This is a genomic window from Streptomyces sp. NPDC055099, assembly GCF_053607685.1.
Window position 1 is genome coordinate 1 of sequence record NZ_JBSGUA010000006.1, and the last position, 15,429, is coordinate 15,429.

At 68.6% G+C, this 15,429-nt stretch carries 14 protein-coding genes, 1 rRNA gene and 1 riboswitch; of the genes, 12 read left to right on the plus strand and 3 right to left on the minus strand.

Annotation, left to right across the window (positions count from 1 at the left end; genetic code table 11):
* From rrf to ACWFRU_RS16870, 11 genes are all read left to right on the plus strand, one after another.
* A 5S ribosomal RNA gene (gene rrf / locus ACWFRU_RS16820) occupies positions 1-94 on the plus strand; the annotation flags it as partial.
* A 161-nt stretch (positions 95-255) separates the two neighbouring features.
* Positions 256-864, plus strand: a complete 609-nt coding sequence (locus tag ACWFRU_RS16825; RefSeq protein ID WP_363213459.1) for a CDP-alcohol phosphatidyltransferase family protein — start codon at positions 256-258, stop codon at positions 862-864.
* Positions 865-977: 113 nt separating this feature from the next.
* A complete protein-coding gene (locus tag ACWFRU_RS16830) occupies positions 978-3,473 on the plus strand; it encodes a sugar phosphate nucleotidyltransferase (protein ID WP_453687624.1) in 2,496 nt (831 codons plus the stop codon).
* 89 nt (positions 3,474-3,562) lie between these two features.
* Positions 3,563-4,462, plus strand: coding sequence for a DUF881 domain-containing protein (locus ACWFRU_RS16835; RefSeq protein WP_453687625.1), 900 nt, complete (start codon positions 3,563-3,565; stop codon positions 4,460-4,462).
* On the plus strand, positions 4,459-4,791 hold the full coding sequence (locus ACWFRU_RS16840) for a small basic family protein (RefSeq protein WP_003988855.1): 333 nt from the start codon (positions 4,459-4,461) through the stop codon (positions 4,789-4,791). The genes ACWFRU_RS16835 and ACWFRU_RS16840 overlap by 4 nt, the downstream gene beginning before the upstream one ends.
* Before the next feature lie 5 nt (positions 4,792-4,796).
* Complete coding sequence (locus ACWFRU_RS16845; protein ID WP_453687627.1) at positions 4,797-5,675, plus strand: DUF881 domain-containing protein; 879 nt, start codon at positions 4,797-4,799, stop codon at positions 5,673-5,675.
* Between the two features lie 82 nt (positions 5,676-5,757).
* Entirely contained in the window at positions 5,758-6,726 is a 969-nt protein-coding gene (locus ACWFRU_RS16850; protein ID WP_160510116.1) for an FHA domain-containing protein, read from the plus strand.
* Positions 6,727-6,768: 42 nt separating this feature from the next.
* Positions 6,769-7,512 carry a transcriptional regulator FtsR gene (ftsR, locus tag ACWFRU_RS16855; protein ID WP_453687628.1) on the plus strand — a complete coding sequence of 248 codons (744 nt, stop codon included), beginning with the start codon at positions 6,769-6,771 and terminating at the stop codon, positions 7,510-7,512.
* 53 nt (positions 7,513-7,565) lie between these two features.
* Positions 7,566-8,039 (plus strand): bifunctional nuclease family protein, encoded by a 474-nt coding sequence (locus ACWFRU_RS16860; protein WP_006123076.1) that lies wholly within the window; start codon positions 7,566-7,568, stop codon positions 8,037-8,039.
* Between the two features lie 170 nt (positions 8,040-8,209).
* Positions 8,210-8,845 (plus strand): MerR family transcriptional regulator, encoded by a 636-nt coding sequence (locus ACWFRU_RS16865; RefSeq protein WP_453687630.1) that lies wholly within the window; start codon positions 8,210-8,212, stop codon positions 8,843-8,845.
* A 37-nt stretch (positions 8,846-8,882) separates the two neighbouring features.
* Positions 8,883-10,304, plus strand: a complete 1,422-nt coding sequence (locus ACWFRU_RS16870; protein WP_453687632.1) for a DNA polymerase IV — start codon at positions 8,883-8,885, stop codon at positions 10,302-10,304.
* 49 nt (positions 10,305-10,353) lie between these two features.
* Here the strand turns inward: ACWFRU_RS16870 and ACWFRU_RS16875 are convergent, their stop codons facing one another.
* Entirely contained in the window at positions 10,354-10,734 is a 381-nt protein-coding gene (locus ACWFRU_RS16875; RefSeq protein WP_453687634.1) for a PRC-barrel domain-containing protein, read from the minus strand.
* 144 nt (positions 10,735-10,878) lie between these two features.
* Positions 10,879-10,976: riboswitch (glycine riboswitch) on the plus strand.
* 197 nt (positions 10,977-11,173) lie between these two features.
* Between ACWFRU_RS16875 and gcvP the strand changes: the two genes are divergently transcribed.
* Positions 11,174-14,059, plus strand: a complete 2,886-nt coding sequence (gene gcvP / locus ACWFRU_RS16880) for an aminomethyl-transferring glycine dehydrogenase (RefSeq protein ID WP_453687636.1) — start codon at positions 11,174-11,176, stop codon at positions 14,057-14,059.
* Between the two features lie 98 nt (positions 14,060-14,157).
* Here gcvP and ACWFRU_RS16885 read toward each other — a convergent pair whose 3' ends face one another.
* Together ACWFRU_RS16885 and ACWFRU_RS16890 are read right to left on the minus strand one after the other, a co-directional pair.
* Positions 14,158-14,349 (minus strand): DUF5999 family protein, encoded by a 192-nt coding sequence (locus ACWFRU_RS16885; protein WP_363213468.1) that lies wholly within the window; start codon positions 14,347-14,349, stop codon positions 14,158-14,160.
* Between the two features lie 305 nt (positions 14,350-14,654).
* Positions 14,655-15,239 carry a hypothetical protein gene (locus tag ACWFRU_RS16890; protein WP_453687638.1) on the minus strand — a complete coding sequence of 195 codons (585 nt, stop codon included), beginning with the start codon at positions 15,237-15,239 and terminating at the stop codon, positions 14,655-14,657.
* Between the last annotated feature and the right edge of the window lie 190 nt (positions 15,240-15,429).

Consider the following 15,429-nt stretch of genomic DNA (forward strand, 5'->3'; position numbering starts at 1 on the left):
AACGCCCGGTTACATTCCGAACCCGGAAGCTAAGCCTCACAGCGCCGATGGTACTGCAGGGGGGACCCTGTGGGAGAGTAGGACGCCGCCGAACTCAATTTATAGCCGTGGCCCCTGGACTTATTGTCCAGGGGCCACGGCTTTTTGTGTTTCCAGGGCCTTTCCGGTCTCGGGTCACCCCTCTGCACCGCCGGCTGACAACTGACGGTAAGGTCAGGGGGCATCATCGGCTCGTTTCCCACAGGAGGCCCCCGGGTGGAGGTCCAGGAAACTCGCGTCCAGACGGACCGGGTCCTCACCATCCCGAACATCCTCAGCATGGCGCGCCTCGTCGGCGTACCTCTCTTCCTGTGGTTGATCCTCAGGCCGGAGTTCGGCGGTCCCAAGAGTGACCACTGGGCGCTGTTGGTGCTGATGCTGAGCGGCATCAGCGACTATCTCGACGGCAAGCTGGCCCGCCGCTGGAACCAGATCAGCAACCTCGGGCGGCTGCTCGATCCGGCCGCTGACCGGCTCTACATCCTGTCGACGTTGGTCGGGCTCACATGGCGGGAGATTCTTCCGCTCTGGCTGACCGCGGCGCTGCTGCTGCGTGAGCTGATGCTGCTGGTGATGGTCTGGATCCTCAGGCGTCACGGCTATCCGCCGCCCCAGGTGAACTTCCTGGGCAAGGCTGCCACCTTCAACCTGATGTACGCCTTTCCACTACTGCTCCTCAGTGATGGAAGTGGCTGGATCAACACTCTCGCTGCTATTTTCGGATGGGCGTTCGCAGGATGGGGTACAAGTCTGTACTGGTGGGCAGGGATCCTCTACGTGGTCCAGGTCCGCCGCCTTGTCCGTGCAGACACCACGGCCGATTGAGCTCGCTGATTTAGTAGCTGTAGAGGCTTGCAGTCCCGTGAGCGACATTCACGGGTCTATTTCGGCTGGCTAAGTCGGCTAGATCGTCGTCTATTGAGGAGGACGCTTCCGACATGAAGGCCGTCGTAATGGCCGGAGGCGAAGGCACGCGCCTTCGCCCTATGACCTCGAGCATGCCCAAGCCGCTCCTGCCTGTGGCCAACAGGCCCATCATGGAGCATGTGCTGCGGCTGCTCAAGAGGCATGGGCTCACCGAGACCGTAGTGACAGTCCAGTTCCTGGCCTCCCTGGTCAAGAATTACTTCGGCGATGGTGAAGAGCTCGGGATGGAGCTCACCTATGCCAATGAGGAGAAGCCACTCGGCACTGCCGGGAGTGTGAAGAACGCCGAGGAAGCACTGAAGGACGATGCCTTCCTCGTGATCTCCGGGGACGCACTGACTGATTTCGACCTCACCGAGTTGATCAACTTCCACAAGGAGAAGGGCGCGCTTGTCACCGTCTGTCTGACGCGCGTCCCCAACCCGCTGGAATTCGGCATCACCATCGTGGACGAAGAAGGAAAGGTCGAGCGCTTCCTGGAGAAGCCGACCTGGGGGCAGGTCTTCTCCGACACGGTGAACACGGGCATCTACGTCATGGAGCCCGAGGTCTTCGACTACGTCGACGCCGATGTGTCGGTGGACTGGTCCGGTGACGTCTTCCCGCAGCTGATGAAGGAAGGCAAGCCCATCTATGGGTACATCGCCGAGGGCTACTGGGAGGACGTCGGCACGCACGAGAGCTATGTGAAGGCTCAGGCCGACGTACTGGAACGCAAGGTCGACGTCGAACTCGACGGTTTCGAGATCTCGCCCGGTGTGTGGGTTGCCGAAGGCGCCGAGGTCCACCCCGACGCCACCCTGCGCGGTCCGCTCTACATCGGTGACTACGCCAAGGTGGAGGCCGGCGCCGAGATTCGCGAGCACACGGTGCTGGGATCGAACGTCGTGGTGAAGGCCGGCGCCTTCCTGCACAAGGCCGTCGTGCACGACAACGTCTACATCGGCCAGCACAGCAACCTGCGGGGCTGTGTCGTCGGGCGGAACACCGACATCATGCGGGCCTCCCGCATCGAGGACGGCGCCGTCATCGGCGACGAGTGCCTCGTCGGTGAGGAATCGATTATCCAGGGCAATGTCCGGGTGTACCCGTTCAAGACGATCGAGGCCGGCGCGTTCGTCAACACCTCCGTCATCTGGGAGTCCCGGGGCCAGGCGCATCTCTTCGGGGCGCGCGGTGTCTCCGGCATCCTGAATGTGGAGATCACCCCGGAGCTCGCGGTGCGGCTCGCGGGGGCGTACGCCACGACCCTCAAGAAGGGCTCGACCGTCACCACGGCCCGTGACCATTCACGAGGCGCGCGGGCGCTGAAGCGAGCGGTGATCTCTGCCCTGCAGGCCAGTGCCATCGACGTACGCGACCTGGAGAACGTACCGCTGCCCGTGGCGCGGCAGCAGACGGCGCGGGGCAGTGCCGGCGGGATCATGATCCGGACGACGCCCGGGGTTCCGGACTCCGTCGACATCATGTTCTTCGACGGGCGAGGAGCCGACCTTTCGCAGGGGAGCCAGCGGAAGCTGGACCGGGTGTACGCGCGCCAGGAGTACCGGCGGGCCTTCCCCGGGGAGATCGGGGATCTGCACTTCCCGTCCAGTGTCTTCGACTCCTATACGGGTTCGTTGCTGCGCAATGTCGACACCACGGGTGTGGCCGAGTCGAATCTGAAGGTCGTCGTCGACGCCTCAAACGGAAGTGCGGGCCTTGTGCTGCCGAGCCTTCTGGGGCGGCTCGGCGTCGACGCCCTGACCATCAACCCGGGGCTCGACGAGTCGCGTCCGACCGAGACCCATGAGGCCCGCAGGTCGGGCCTGGTGCGACTGGGCGAGATCGTGGCGTCGTCGCGTGCCGACTTCGGTGTGCGCTTCGACCCGGTCGGTGAGCGGCTCTCGCTCGTCGACGAGAAGGGGCGGATCATCGAGGACGACCGGGCGCTTCTCGTGATGCTCGACCTGGTCGCCGCGGAGCGCCGCAGCGGTCGGGTCGCGCTGCCGGTCACGACGACGCGCATCGGCGAGCAGGTGGCCGCGTACCACGGGACGCAGGTGGACTGGACGACCACGTCGCCCGACGATCTGACGCGCGTGGGTCGTGACGAGTCGACCATCTTCGGTGGCGACGGCCGGGCCGGGTTCATCATTCCCGAGTTCAGCAGCGTCTTCGACGGTACGGCCGCTTTCGTGCGGCTCATCGGCCTGGTGGCGCGTACGCAGCTCACGCTGAGCCAGATCGACGCGCGTATCCCGCGCGCCCATGTGCTGCGGCGTGATCTCGCGACGCCGTGGGCGGTCAAGGGACTCGTGATGCGGACCGTGGTGGAGGCCGCGGGGGAGCGTTCGGTGGACACCACCGACGGCGTGCGGGTCGTGGAGTCCGACGGACGGTGGGTGCTGGTGCTGCCCGACCCGGCGGAGGCCGTCACCCATCTGTGGGCCGAGGGGCCCGACGACGCGTCGGCCCAGGCGTTGCTCGACGAGTGGTCCGCCGTGGTGGACAGCGCCGGTCGCTGACCGAAGGCTCCGGCCGGACGGCACCCTTGCGGGGTGCCGTCCGGCCGACCGGTGGGGCCATTCGGAGGTAGCGCCCGCGACGTGCGACGATGTGCGGCATGCCGCAGCAGCCCCCCGTTCGGAGCACCCCCTCGCGCCCCCGGCGTCCGGACGCCTCCATGTCGCTGCTGAACACGGTCATGGACCACAGTCTGGACGAGGGGTACGCCGAGGCGGCTGCCCGCAAGAAGGCCGCCGGTGCCGGTGGCGTGCCACGTCCCTTGCGGGCGAAACTCGGTCTGGCCCTCGGTCTTGTGCTCGCGGCCCTGGTGGTGACGGTGGGTGCCGCGCAGGCGCGGATAGCGGCTCCGGTCGTCGCCAAGGAGCGCGCGGAGCTCATCGACCGGATCGAGTCGGCGACCTCGGACGCCGACGAGCTCGAAGGGGACGTCGAGACGCTCCGCGACGACGTGGGCGAGCGGCAGCGTGAGGCGCTGAAGAAACACGGGGGCAGCCAGGGCGAGTTGGTGTCCCTGCTCTCCGGTGCCACCAAGGTCCATGGGACCGGTGTGAAGCTTGTGGTGGACGACGCCAAGGAAGCCGACCAGGGCGGGGGCGGGCCGCGCGAGAGCGCGGGGTTCTCCGACACCGGTCGGGTCCGCGACCGTGACATGCAACGGGTCGTCAACGGCCTGTGGCAGTCCGGCGCGGAGGCGATCGCCATCAACGACCAGCGGCTGACGGCGCTGTCGGCGATCAGGGCCGCGGGGGACGCGATACTGGTCGACAACAAGCCGCTGGTGCCGCCGTATACGGTTCTTGCCGTAGGCGACGGGCAGCGTCTGAGCACGAGATTCCAGAACAGTCGCGACGGTCAGTATCTGCATGCTCTGCAGGAGAACTTCGGCGTCCGGACCAGCATTTCCGTCCACGATGACGTCCGACTGCCGGCAGCACCGAGTGTGACCGTACGTACAGCAGAGCCGAAGGCAGGAAAGGGCACATCGTGATCGCCGTACTGGGCCTCGTCGTGGGAGTCGTGGCCGGATTGTTGGTCCGGCCCGAGGTTCCGGCCGTGGTCGAGCCGTACCTTCCGATCGCCGTGGTGGCGGCACTCGACGCGGTGTTCGGAGGCCTGCGGGCGATGCTCGACGGCATCTTCGACGACAAGGTCTTCGTGGTGTCGTTCCTCTCGAACGTGGTCGTGGCGGCCCTGATCGTGTTCCTCGGCGACAAGTTGGGCGTGGGCGCCCAGCTCTCCACCGGTGTCGTGGTGGTGCTCGGCATCCGGATCTTCTCCAACGCCGCCGCCATCCGCCGACACGTCTTCAGGGCGTGACGCGGATGGGTACGGAGGAGACGCCCGGGGGCGACAACCGGAGCAGGGAGCTGCCCGCCGAGGTGCGCAGCGTGCCCGCGGAGCCCGGGGACGGCGCGGCGCCCGAGCGGGACGAGCCGCAGGACGCGCGACGTGACGAGCCGCAGGACGGGAAGGCGCCGCTCAGCGGCCGGCAGCGGCTGGCCCAGGGGCTGTGGCCGCCTCGCGTCACGCGCCCGCAACTCATCGTGGCCCTGCTGCTGTTCGTGCTGGGGCTCGGTCTCGCCATCCAGGTGCGCTCCAACAACGACAGCAGTGCGCTGCGCGGGGCACGTCAGGAAGATCTCGTACGCATCCTCGATGAACTCGATGACCGTACACAGCGTCTGGAAGGTGAGAAGCAGCGTCTCGAGGACCAGCGCACCGGGCTGGAGAACAGCTCGGACCAGGCCGAGGAGGCCCGCAAGCAGACTGTCGAGAAGGAGCGTCAACTCGGCATTCTGGCGGGCACCGTGGCGGCGCAGGGTCCTGGAATCACGCTGACCATCGATGACAAGAAGGGGTCGGTCAAGGCGGACATGCTGCTTGACGCCATCCAGGAGTTGCGTGCCGCGGGGGCCGAGGCCATCCAGATCAATGATGTACGCGTAGTGGCCAGCACCTATCTTTCGGATACGGACAGTGGTGGTGTCCGGGTGGACGGCCGCAAGGTCGGCAAGCCCTACCGGTTCAAGGTGATCGGCAAGCCGCAGGACCTCGAGCCGGCGCTGAACATCCCAGGTGGAGTGGTGCAGACTCTGGAGAAGGAGCAGGCCACCGCCACCGTGACGCGAGCGGAGAAGATCGTGGTGGACGCCTTGCGAGCGGCGAAGCGGCCTGACTACGCTCGGTCGTCGTCCCAGTGAGGCGGGGGCGCATGGGGGCCGCCGGTCAAGGGCATGAGGTTGCGGGGGGTCGGCGCACTGTAAGCGTGGTGCGTGGTGGAAACTGTTTGGTGGATACGGACGTTGTGAGGATGTCTGTGCTGCCGATGTACGCCGGTGTGTGCAATCAGGGTTCGTCCTGCCCCACGGGCGGGTCTGTTTCGGTCAAGGGGAATCGCCCGTGAAGTTGTTTGCGAAGTTGTTCGGCAAGAGCGCACGTGAGGACAGTGGCAATCCCGCCACGGCCCGGCACCGTGCCCCGCGCCATGGAGATGCCGAGGAGCAGGGCGCCGAGCGCCCGATGTTCCGTGACCAGGTCGGTGGGCCAGGCGGTGACATTTCGGGCGCGCAGGGCGCGTCGTCTGTTGACCCTGCCGGTCCGGGCCGCATAGGTTTCGGAGAACCGTCAACCTCAAGTACGGGTGGAGGGTTTACCCCCGATCCGTACGCATCGAATGCCCCCGCGGGGCAGCCGCGGCAGGAGGATCCGTCCATGGCCCTGGTGTGTACGAGGTGCGGGAACCGCAACGCCGAGGCGAGCCGGTTCTGCTCCAACTGCGGCGCGCCGCTGCGGGCCGGGGCGGCGCCGGAGCGTCCGTCCGAGACGACCTCGACGATCTCCATCTCTGGCCTGGAGGCCTACGACGCGGAGGTGACGGGGCAGACCGCCTCGCCCGCCCTCTCGCCGGAGGCCCAGGCCGCCGTAGACGCACTGCCGCTCGGTTCCGCGCTCCTGGTGGTGCGCCGTGGGCCGAACTCGGGCAGCCGCTTCCTTCTGGACGGCGAGCTGACCACGGCGGGGCGCCACCCGCAGAGCGACATCTTCCTGGACGACGTGACCGTCTCGCGCCGTCACGTGGAGTTCCGTCGTCTCGGGGACGGTTCCTTCACCGTCGCCGACGTGGGCAGCCTCAACGGCACGTACGTCAACCGGGAGCGCATCGACTCGGTCGCGCTGTCGAACGGCGACGAGGTGCAGATCGGCAAGTACCGGCTGGTCTTCTACGCGAGCCAGCGGGGCATCGGCATCTGATCCTCCCCCGGACGTCGTCCGGGGGGACCCCCAGGAAGGTCCATGCTTCAAACACCGAGGGGCGGTGCCGGGAACGGCACCGCCGCCGAGGACCATCGGAAGATGAGCATCGGCGCGGTGCTGAACGCGCTGCGTGACGAGTTTCCCGAGGTCACGATCTCCAAGATCCGGTTCCTGGAGGCGGAGGGGCTCATCGAGCCGGAGCGCACGCCCTCTGGCTACCGCAAATTCAGCCCCCAGGACGTCGAGCGGCTCGGTCACGTCCTGAGGATGCAGAGGGACCACTATCTGCCGCTCAAGGTGATCCGGGAGCACCTTGACGCCCTGGAGCGCGGAGAGCGGGTCTCTGTGCCCTCTCTGGGGCAGCCGCGCGAGCCCGGTGACGCCTGGGGCGTGAGTGACGCCGTGGAGCCCACTGCCGCCCGTGTGGGCCGTGCGGAGCTCCTGGCAGCCGCCGAGATCGACGCGGAGCAGCTCGCCGACTGGGAGACGTACGGGCTCATCGTGCCCTTGCCGGACGGTGGTTACGACGCGGAGGCCGTGACGGTCGCCGCGCTCGTCGTCGAACTTGGGCGATTCGGTATCGAACCCAGGCATCTGCGCGCCGTGAAAACGGCGGCCGAACGCGAGGCCGGTCTGGTCGACCAGGTCGTCGCGCCGCTGCGCCGGCACCGCAATCCGCAGACCAGGGCCCATGCGGAAGCCCGTACGAAGGAACTCGCCGGGCTGACCGGAAAGCTGCATTCTGCACTGGTACAGACGGCGCTCGGGGTCCGGTTGCCCTGACTCAGGGGGTGCCCGACTACCCAAACCGGCCGGGCACGTCCTAGGGTTGCTGTGTGAACGAGCTCGACGTCGTAGGTGTCCGGGTGGAAATGCCCTCCAACCAACCGATCGTGCTCCTGCGTGAAGTGGGAGGCGATCGATACCTCCCCATCTGGATCGGACCAGGGGAGGCGACCGCGATCGCCTTCGCACAGCAGGGGATGGCGCCCGCACGGCCGCTGACCCACGACCTGTTCAAGGACGTGCTGGAGGCGGTGGGTCAGGAGCTCACCGAGGTGCGCATCACGGACCTCCGGGAAGGTGTCTTCTACGCGGAGCTGGTCTTCGCCAGTGGAGTCGAGGTGAGCGCCCGGCCGTCCGACGCCATAGCGCTCGCGCTCCGTACGGGAACGCCGATCTACGGCAGCGACGGAGTCCTCGACGACGCGGGCATCGCCATTCCGGACGAGCAGGAGGACGAGGTGGAGAAGTTCCGCGAGTTCCTCGACCAGATCTCTCCCGAGGACTTCGGCACCAACAGCCAATAGGCCGTCGCTTCCGAGGGCCCGGCCGGCCATCCGGCTAGCCTTTCCCGGCAGTGCGGGACAGCAAACCACTCTTAGGGTGATTATCACTCGGCGTGCCGAGTGTGGCGATCGTTGACGAGCCCCTGGTGACTGCCTACCGTCGTGAAGGCAGGTCAAGGACGGAGGTCGGCGTGAGAAGCAGCGGCGACGGTGCGGCGATGGGTGGGCCGTATCCGCTTCACACCAGCACTGCCGGTCCCTCTCCGCAGAGGCCGATGGTGGTTCAGGGGAGCGTTCAGGGGAGCGGGGACGCCACGTCCGGACAGTCCGAACAGGAACAGATCGGTTACCGGGGTCCCACCGCGTGTGCGGCCGCCGGGATCACCTACCGACAGCTCGACTACTGGGCCCGTACGGGCCTCGTCGAGCCCAGTGTGCGGTCCGCGGGCGGTTCGGGGACCCAGCGGCTCTACAGCTTCCGGGACGTCGTCGTCCTGAAGATCGTGCGGCGCTTCCTCGACACGGGTGTGTCCCTGCAGAACATCCGGACCACGGTCCAGCATCTGCGTGACCGCGGTTTCAAGGATCTGGAGCGGATGACGCTCATGAGCGACGGCGCGACGGTCTACGAGTGCACGTCGCCCGACGAGGTCCACGACCTGCTCCAGGGCGGCCAGGGCATCTTCGGGATCGCCGTGGGCGTCGTGTGGCGGGACGTGGAGGCGGCGCTCTCGCAGCTGCACGGGGAGCGGATCGACACCGGCGAGACGCTGGTGCGCCAGAACCCCGCCGATGAGCTCGCGAGGCGGCGCAACAGGGCCGTGTGAGGCCGCGTTGTCAGTGGCGTAAGGCAGCATCAGAGATGTGAGAACCGCGCCCACGATCCTGCATCTCGACATGGATGCCTTCTACGCGTCCGCAGAGCAGGCCGCGAAGCCGAGTCTGCGCGGGAAAGCCGTGGTCGTGGGCGGGCTGGGGCCGCGGGGCGTGGTGGCCACGGCCTCGTACGAGGCGCGGAAGTTCGGTGTGCACTCGGCGATGCCGATGGGGCAGGCGCGGCGCCTGGCGCCCAATGCCGCCTATCTGGTGCCCCGCTTCGGGCTCTACCGCGAGATCAGCGACCAGGTGATGACGCTGCTGCGGGAGCTGTCGCCGCTGGTGGAGCCGCTCAGCCTGGATGAGGCCTTCGTCGACCTGGAGGCCGGCGGGGTGGCCGACGACCGGGCGTCCGCGCTGGAGGTGGGCGAGCGGCTGCGCGCGGACATCAAGGCGGTGACGGGGCTCGCGGGGTCGGTCGGGCTCGCCGCGTCCAAGATGCTGGCGAAGATCGCCTCGGAGGAGGCCAAGCCCGACGGGCTGCGGCTGATAGTGCCGGGCACCGAGCGGGACCTGCTCGCCCCGATGCCGGTGCGGACGCTGCCCGGCGTCGGTCCTGCCACCGGGGACCATCTGCGGCGGGGCGGGATCACGACCGTGGGGGAGATCGCGGAGGCGGGCGAGGACGAGCTCGTGCGGCTCCTGGGGAAGTCGCACGGCAGCGCGCTGTACGCGATGGCGCTGGCGCGGGACGAGCGGCCCGTGGTGGCAGAGCGGGAATCCAAGTCGGTCAGTGTCGAGGACACGTACGACGTGGACATCCATGACCGGGTACGGGTCAGGGGCGAGGTCGCGCGGCTCGCCGAGCGCTGTGTGGAGCGGCTGCGGGCGGCCGGGCACTCGGGGCGGACCATCGTCCTGAAGGTGCGGCGGTTCGACTTCTCTACGCTGACGCGCTCCGAGACGCTGCGTGGGCCCACGGACGACCACGGGGTGGTGCGGGAGGCCGCCGCGCGGCTCCTGGAGTCCGTGGACACCACCGGAGGGGTGCGGCTCCTGGGAGTGGGCGTCACGGGGCTCGCGGACTACACGCAGGAGGACCTCTTCGCGCAAGCGCAGGCCCAGGCGGAGGCCGAGGCGCGGGCCGAGGCCACGGAGGCACCGGAGACGCAGCAGGAGACGGAGGAGGAGCGGGGCGGGGAGGCCGTGGCGCAGCCCATGGCCGAGGCGGGGGTGGAGCCGGCCGTTCCGGCCGAGCGGCGGTGGGCCGCGGGGCACGACGTGCGGCATGCCGAGTACGGGTACGGCTGGGTGCAGGGCAGTGGCCTGGGGCGGGTCACGGTGCGCTTCGAGACGCCCGAGTCGACCATGCCGGGGCGGGTGCGGACGTTCCGTACGGATGATCCGGCGCTCGAGCCCGCGGAGCCGTTGCCCCTGGTGGCGGCTCCCGGGGCGGTGGAGCCGCGGTGACGCCGGGGGCGCCTGTCCCGCCGGGGTCACCTGGGCTGCCGCGCGGGTGTCAGGGTTTCTCCTGCCCCGCGATGTTGCCGAAGTCCTTGTCCGGTGGTGGTGTGGACGGCGGAGGCGTGATGTCCAGGCCGTAATGGTGGTAGAGCTGCAGTTCCTGTTCGGGGGAGAGGTGGCGGCCCACGCCGAAATCGGGGGCGTCCTTGATCAGTGAGCGCTCGAAGGGGATGTGCAGGGTGCCGTCGCTCCTGAGCTCGCTCGGTTCCAGGGGGACGAAGGTGTCCCGGCTGAACAGGCCCGTGCGTATGGCGGCCCACTCCGGGGCGCCGGTCGCGTCGTCGAGATAGACCTCGTCGATCGTGCCGATCTTGGCCCCGTTCCGGTCGAACGCCTTCCGGCCGATCAAATTGCGCGGATCGATGTCGGTCTGCACGGGCCCTCCAACTGGTCGAGGCTTGTCGAAGTGGGGCGTAACTCATCCTCGTTCGTTCGCAATCACTACGAAAGAGCACTTCGGGGCAGGTGGCCACTCGAGGGAACGGTCACGGTCCTCGCTGGTAGGCTGGCGCTTGGCTGCTGACCCCGTGCGGGAGAGCTCTCCGGTCGAGACACCGGAGGCGCCGAAGGAGCAACTCCTCCCCGGAATCTCTCAGGCCCCTGTACCGCACGGACGAGGTCACTCTGGAAAGTAGGGCGGGCGTCGGGCGGGCACGTCCGGTCCCCTTCCTCACCGACGGTGAAAGCCGGTACGGCGCCTCTCGCGGGGCACGGACCGGTGAAACTCTCAGGTTGAGATGACAGAGGGGGAGGCCGTCCGGGTACCCGCGCCGTGGTGCCCCTCGCAGGTCGCGTCAGACCAGGAGGCCTCCGCAATGACCGCCACACCTCGTATCCCGCTCTCCCAGCTCGAACAGGGCATTCCCTTCGAGCAGCGGCACATCGGTCCCGATGTGGAAGCACGGGCCAAGATGCTCGCGCAGGTCGGGTACGGCTCGCTCGACGAGCTCACCGCGGCCGCCGTGCCGGATGTGATCAAGAACGCCGAGGCGCTGAACCTGCCCGGGGCGCGCACCGAGGCCGAGGTGCTCGCCGAGCTGCGCTCCCTCGCCGACCGTAACCAGGTCCTCGATTCCATGATCGGGCTCGGTTACTACGGGACCTTCACGCCGCCGGTGATCCTGCGGAACGTGATGGAGAACCCCGCGTGGTACACCGCTTACACGCCGTACCAGCCCGAGATCTCCCAGGGCCGCCTCGAGGCGCTGCTCAACTTCCAGACCGTCGTCGCCGAGCTGACGGGGCTGCCCACCTCCGGCGCCTCGCTGCTCGACGAGGGGACCGCGGCCGCCGAGGCCATGGCGCTGTCGCGGCGCATGGGCAAGGTCAAGGACGGTGTCTTCCTCGTCGACGCCGACGCGTTGCCGCAGACCATCGCCGTGATCCAGACGCGTGCCGAGCCGACCGGTGTCGAGGTCGTCGTCGCCGATCTGAGCGAGGGCATCCCGGCCGAGGTCGCCGAGCGCGGTGTCGTCGGCGTGCTGATCCAGTACCCCGGCGCCTCGGGTGCCGTACGCGACATAAAGCCGCTCATCGAGCAGGCCCACGAGCTCGGCGCCATCGTCTCCGTCGCCGCCGACCTGCTGGCCCTGACGCTGCTGACCTCGCCCGGTGAGCTCGGCGCCGACATCGCCGTCGGCACGACGCAGCGCTTCGGCGTCCCGATGGGCTTCGGCGGCCCGCACGCCGGTTACATGGCGGTGCGCGAGAAGTTCGCGCGCAGCCTGCCGGGGCGGCTCGTCGGCGTCTCCGTGGACGCGGACGGCAACAAGGCCTACCGGCTCGCGCTGCAGACGCGTGAGCAGCACATCCGCCGCGAGAAGGCCACCAGCAACATCTGCACCGCTCAGGTGCTGCTCGCCGTGATGGCCGGAATGTACGCCGTCTATCACGGGCCGGAGGGACTCAAGGCCATCGCGCGGCGTACCCACCGCTACGCGACCGTGCTGGCCGCGGGGCTCACCGCGGGCGGGGTCGAGGTCGTGCACGGCGCGTACTTCGACACGCTGACCGTGCGGGTGCCCGGCAGGGCCGAGGCGCTCGTCGCGGCGGCCCGCGAGGGTGGCGTCAACATCCACCAGGTCGACGCCGACCACGTCTCCCTGGCCTGCGACGAGACCACCACGCGCAAGCAACTGACCGCGATCTGGGGCGCGTTCGGGGTCGAGGCCGACATCGAGGCGCTCGACGCCCGGACCGAGGACTCGCTCCCCGCGGAGCTGCTGCGCGGCGACGAGTACCTCACGCACCCCGTCTTCCACCAGTACCGCTCCGAGACCGCCATGCTGCGTTACCTGCGCAAGCTGGCCGACCGCGACTACGCGCTCGACCGCGGCATGATCCCGCTGGGCTCCTGCACCATGAAGCTCAACGCGACCACCGAGATGGAGCCAGTCACCTGGCCCGAGTTCGGACAGCTGCACCCCTTCGCGCCCGCCCAGCAGGCGCAGGGCTATCTGACGCTCATCCGTGAGCTGGAGGAGCGGCTCGCCGAGGTCACCGGGTACGACAAGGTCTCGCTGCAGCCCAACGCCGGTTCGCAGGGCGAGCTCGCCGGACTGCTCGCCGTGCGCGGCTACCACCGCGCCAACGGCGACGAGCAGCGCACCGTCTGCCTCATCCCGTCGTCCGCGCACGGCACCAACGCCGCGAGCGCCGTGATGGCCGGCATGAAGGTCGTCGTCGTGAAGACCAGCGACGACGGCGAGATCGACGTCGAGGACCTGCGCGCCAAGATCGAGAAGCACCGCGACGAACTGTCCGTGCTCATGATCACCTACCCGTCCACGCACGGTGTCTTCGAGGAGCACGTCGCCGACATCTGCGCCCAGGTGCACGAGGCGGGCGGCCAGGTCTACGTCGACGGGGCGAACCTCAACGCCCTGGTGGGCCTCGCCCAGCCCGGCAAGTTCGGCGGCGACGTCTCGCACCTGAACCTGCACAAGACCTTCTGCATCCCGCACGGCGGCGGTGGCCCCGGCGTCGGCCCGGTCGGTGTGCGCGAGCACCTCGCGCCGTACCTGCCCAACCACCCGCTGCAGCCCGCCGCGGGACCCGAGACCGGCGTCGGTCCGATCTCCGCGGCGCCGTGGGGCTCGGCCGGAATCCTGCCGATCTCCTGGGCGTACGTACGCCTCATGGGCGGTGAGGGGCTCAAGCGCGCCACGCAGGTCGCGGTGCTCTCCGCGAACTACATCGCCAAGCGTCTCGAGCCGCACTACCCGGTGCTCTACACCGGCCCCGGCGGGCTCGTCGCGCACGAGTGCATCATCGATCTGCGCCCGCTGAGCAAGGCGACCGGTGTCAGCGTCGACGACATCGCCAAGCGGCTCATCGACTACGGCTTCCACGCGCCGACCATGTCGTTCCCGGTCGCGGGGACGCTGATGATCGAGCCGACCGAGAGCGAGGACCTGGTCGAGATCGACCGGTTCTGCGAGGCGATGATCAGCATTCGCGCGGAGATCGAGAAGGTCGGCGGCGACTGGCCCGCCGATGACAACCCGCTGCGCAACGCCCCGCACACCGCGGCGGCGCTCGGCGGTGAGTGGGAGCACGCGTACAGCCGCGAGGAGGCCGTGTTCCCGGCCGGCGTGGTGGCCGCCGACAAGTACTGGCCGCCGGTGCGCCGCATCGACCAGGCGTACGGCGACCGGAACCTGGTCTGCTCCTGCCCGCCGCTGGATGCGTACGAGGACTGATATCGGGGCCTCGAACATGCGTGGGGGCCGGTCCGGAGGTTTGTCTCTCCGGGTCGGCCCCTTTGTTGTCCTTTTGCCCGTGCCGTGCTGCCGTCGCTTCAGGCCGCGGTCACCAGCGGTCGATGCGGCGCGATGATCTGGCCGTCCGGCAGCAGCTCACCGGTGTCCTCGAAGAGGAGGACGCCGTTGCACAGCAGGCTCCAGCCCTGCTCCGGGTGGCTCGCCATGAGGAGCGCGGCTTCCCGGTCTGCGGAGTCGGCTGTCGGGCACGGTGGTTGGTGCTGGCACATGGATGGGTTCTTTCGCTGTGATGTGATGGCTGTGACGTCTGCCTTGCGGCTCGATGCGGTGTTCATAACCGCCCCCCGTTGAGTCGGTCCGTTCCCAGTGTTGCCCTACGGGCGTCAATCCGCAGGGATTTGGCGGCAGCGCTCCTTACTGCTTAATGACGTATCACCCGCCCGGACGGTTCAGCCCAACTGCACTGTCTCTTCGGGTGGTTCGGGGTGGTCATACCGGGCTAGTCCGTATGGGCACCCCACGCGCCGAGCCCCGCGGCCTGGGCGGCGGCGGGGCACGGAGACGTACGGCGAGGTCAGGCGGGCGAGCCGAGCAGCGGTGCCGGCGTCATGCGGTGCGTGAGGACCTTCAGGAGCTCCGTGGCGCGGTGCGGGTGGTGCGCCGCGATGCCCGGGGGCGCGGGCGCGAGGGGCACGAGGACGTCCGAGGGCGCGAGAGGACCGTCCGCGCCGTCCGCGGTGCAGTCGCCGTGCAACCAGAGTGTCAGCATGTAAAGCTCGGGTACGGACAACAGTCGTGGTTGGTACGGCATTGGCATCGCTTCGGCATGACGGAGGGCGCGTTCCGTGGACGCTATGTACGGACCTTCGAAGAAGTGCGAGAAGGTCCACCCGTCAGGCGTCAGCATCGTGTCCGCCGCGGCGACGGCTCGCTCGCCCGTGCGGATCAAGAAGCGCCACCCCGCGAGCCGGGTGGGTGCGGTGCCCGCCGGGGTGATCCGGTCAAGTACGTGGACGGGCAACGGGAGTTCGGGGCTGACGGGTCCCTGCACGGCACGCAGGGACGGGGTGCGGGCTTCGCGTACGGCGGTGGGTGAACCGAGTGCCGCGAGGACGCTGCGCAGGGCGGGCGCGGGAGCCGGGGGGACTTGCAGCGGCATGATGGGTCGCCTCTCTCATTCGACAGGCACAGTGGAACGAGGACAGGTGCGGACGTCGCTGTCTGCTCCGGGGTCAGAGGGGCGGGGGCTGGGGACCGCGAGCGCCAACTCTCTGCCTCGTTCGCGGAGTTTATACGACACGTGTTCAGGCAGTGTTTCGTCTAACCGCACCCGATATTGCCTGCAAGGC

Coding starts and splice junctions, on each gene's coding strand:
- ACWFRU_RS16830 (WP_453687624.1), top strand. CDS start 978: ATGAAGGCCGTCGTAATGGCCGGAGGCGAAGGCACGCGCCTTCGCCCT.
- ACWFRU_RS16835 (WP_453687625.1), top strand. CDS start 3,563: ATGTGCGGCATGCCGCAGCAGCCCCCCGTTCGGAGCACCCCCTCGCGC.
- ftsR (WP_453687628.1), top strand. CDS start 6,769: ATGCTTCAAACACCGAGGGGCGGTGCCGGGAACGGCACCGCCGCCGAG.
- ACWFRU_RS16885 (WP_363213468.1), bottom strand. CDS start 14,349: ATGTGCCAGCACCAACCACCGTGCCCGACAGCCGACTCCGCAGACCGG.
- ACWFRU_RS16890 (WP_453687638.1), bottom strand. CDS start 15,239: ATGCCGCTGCAAGTCCCCCCGGCTCCCGCGCCCGCCCTGCGCAGCGTC.
- ACWFRU_RS16845 (WP_453687627.1), top strand. CDS start 4,797: ATGGGTACGGAGGAGACGCCCGGGGGCGACAACCGGAGCAGGGAGCTG.
- gcvP (WP_453687636.1), top strand. CDS start 11,174: ATGACCGCCACACCTCGTATCCCGCTCTCCCAGCTCGAACAGGGCATT.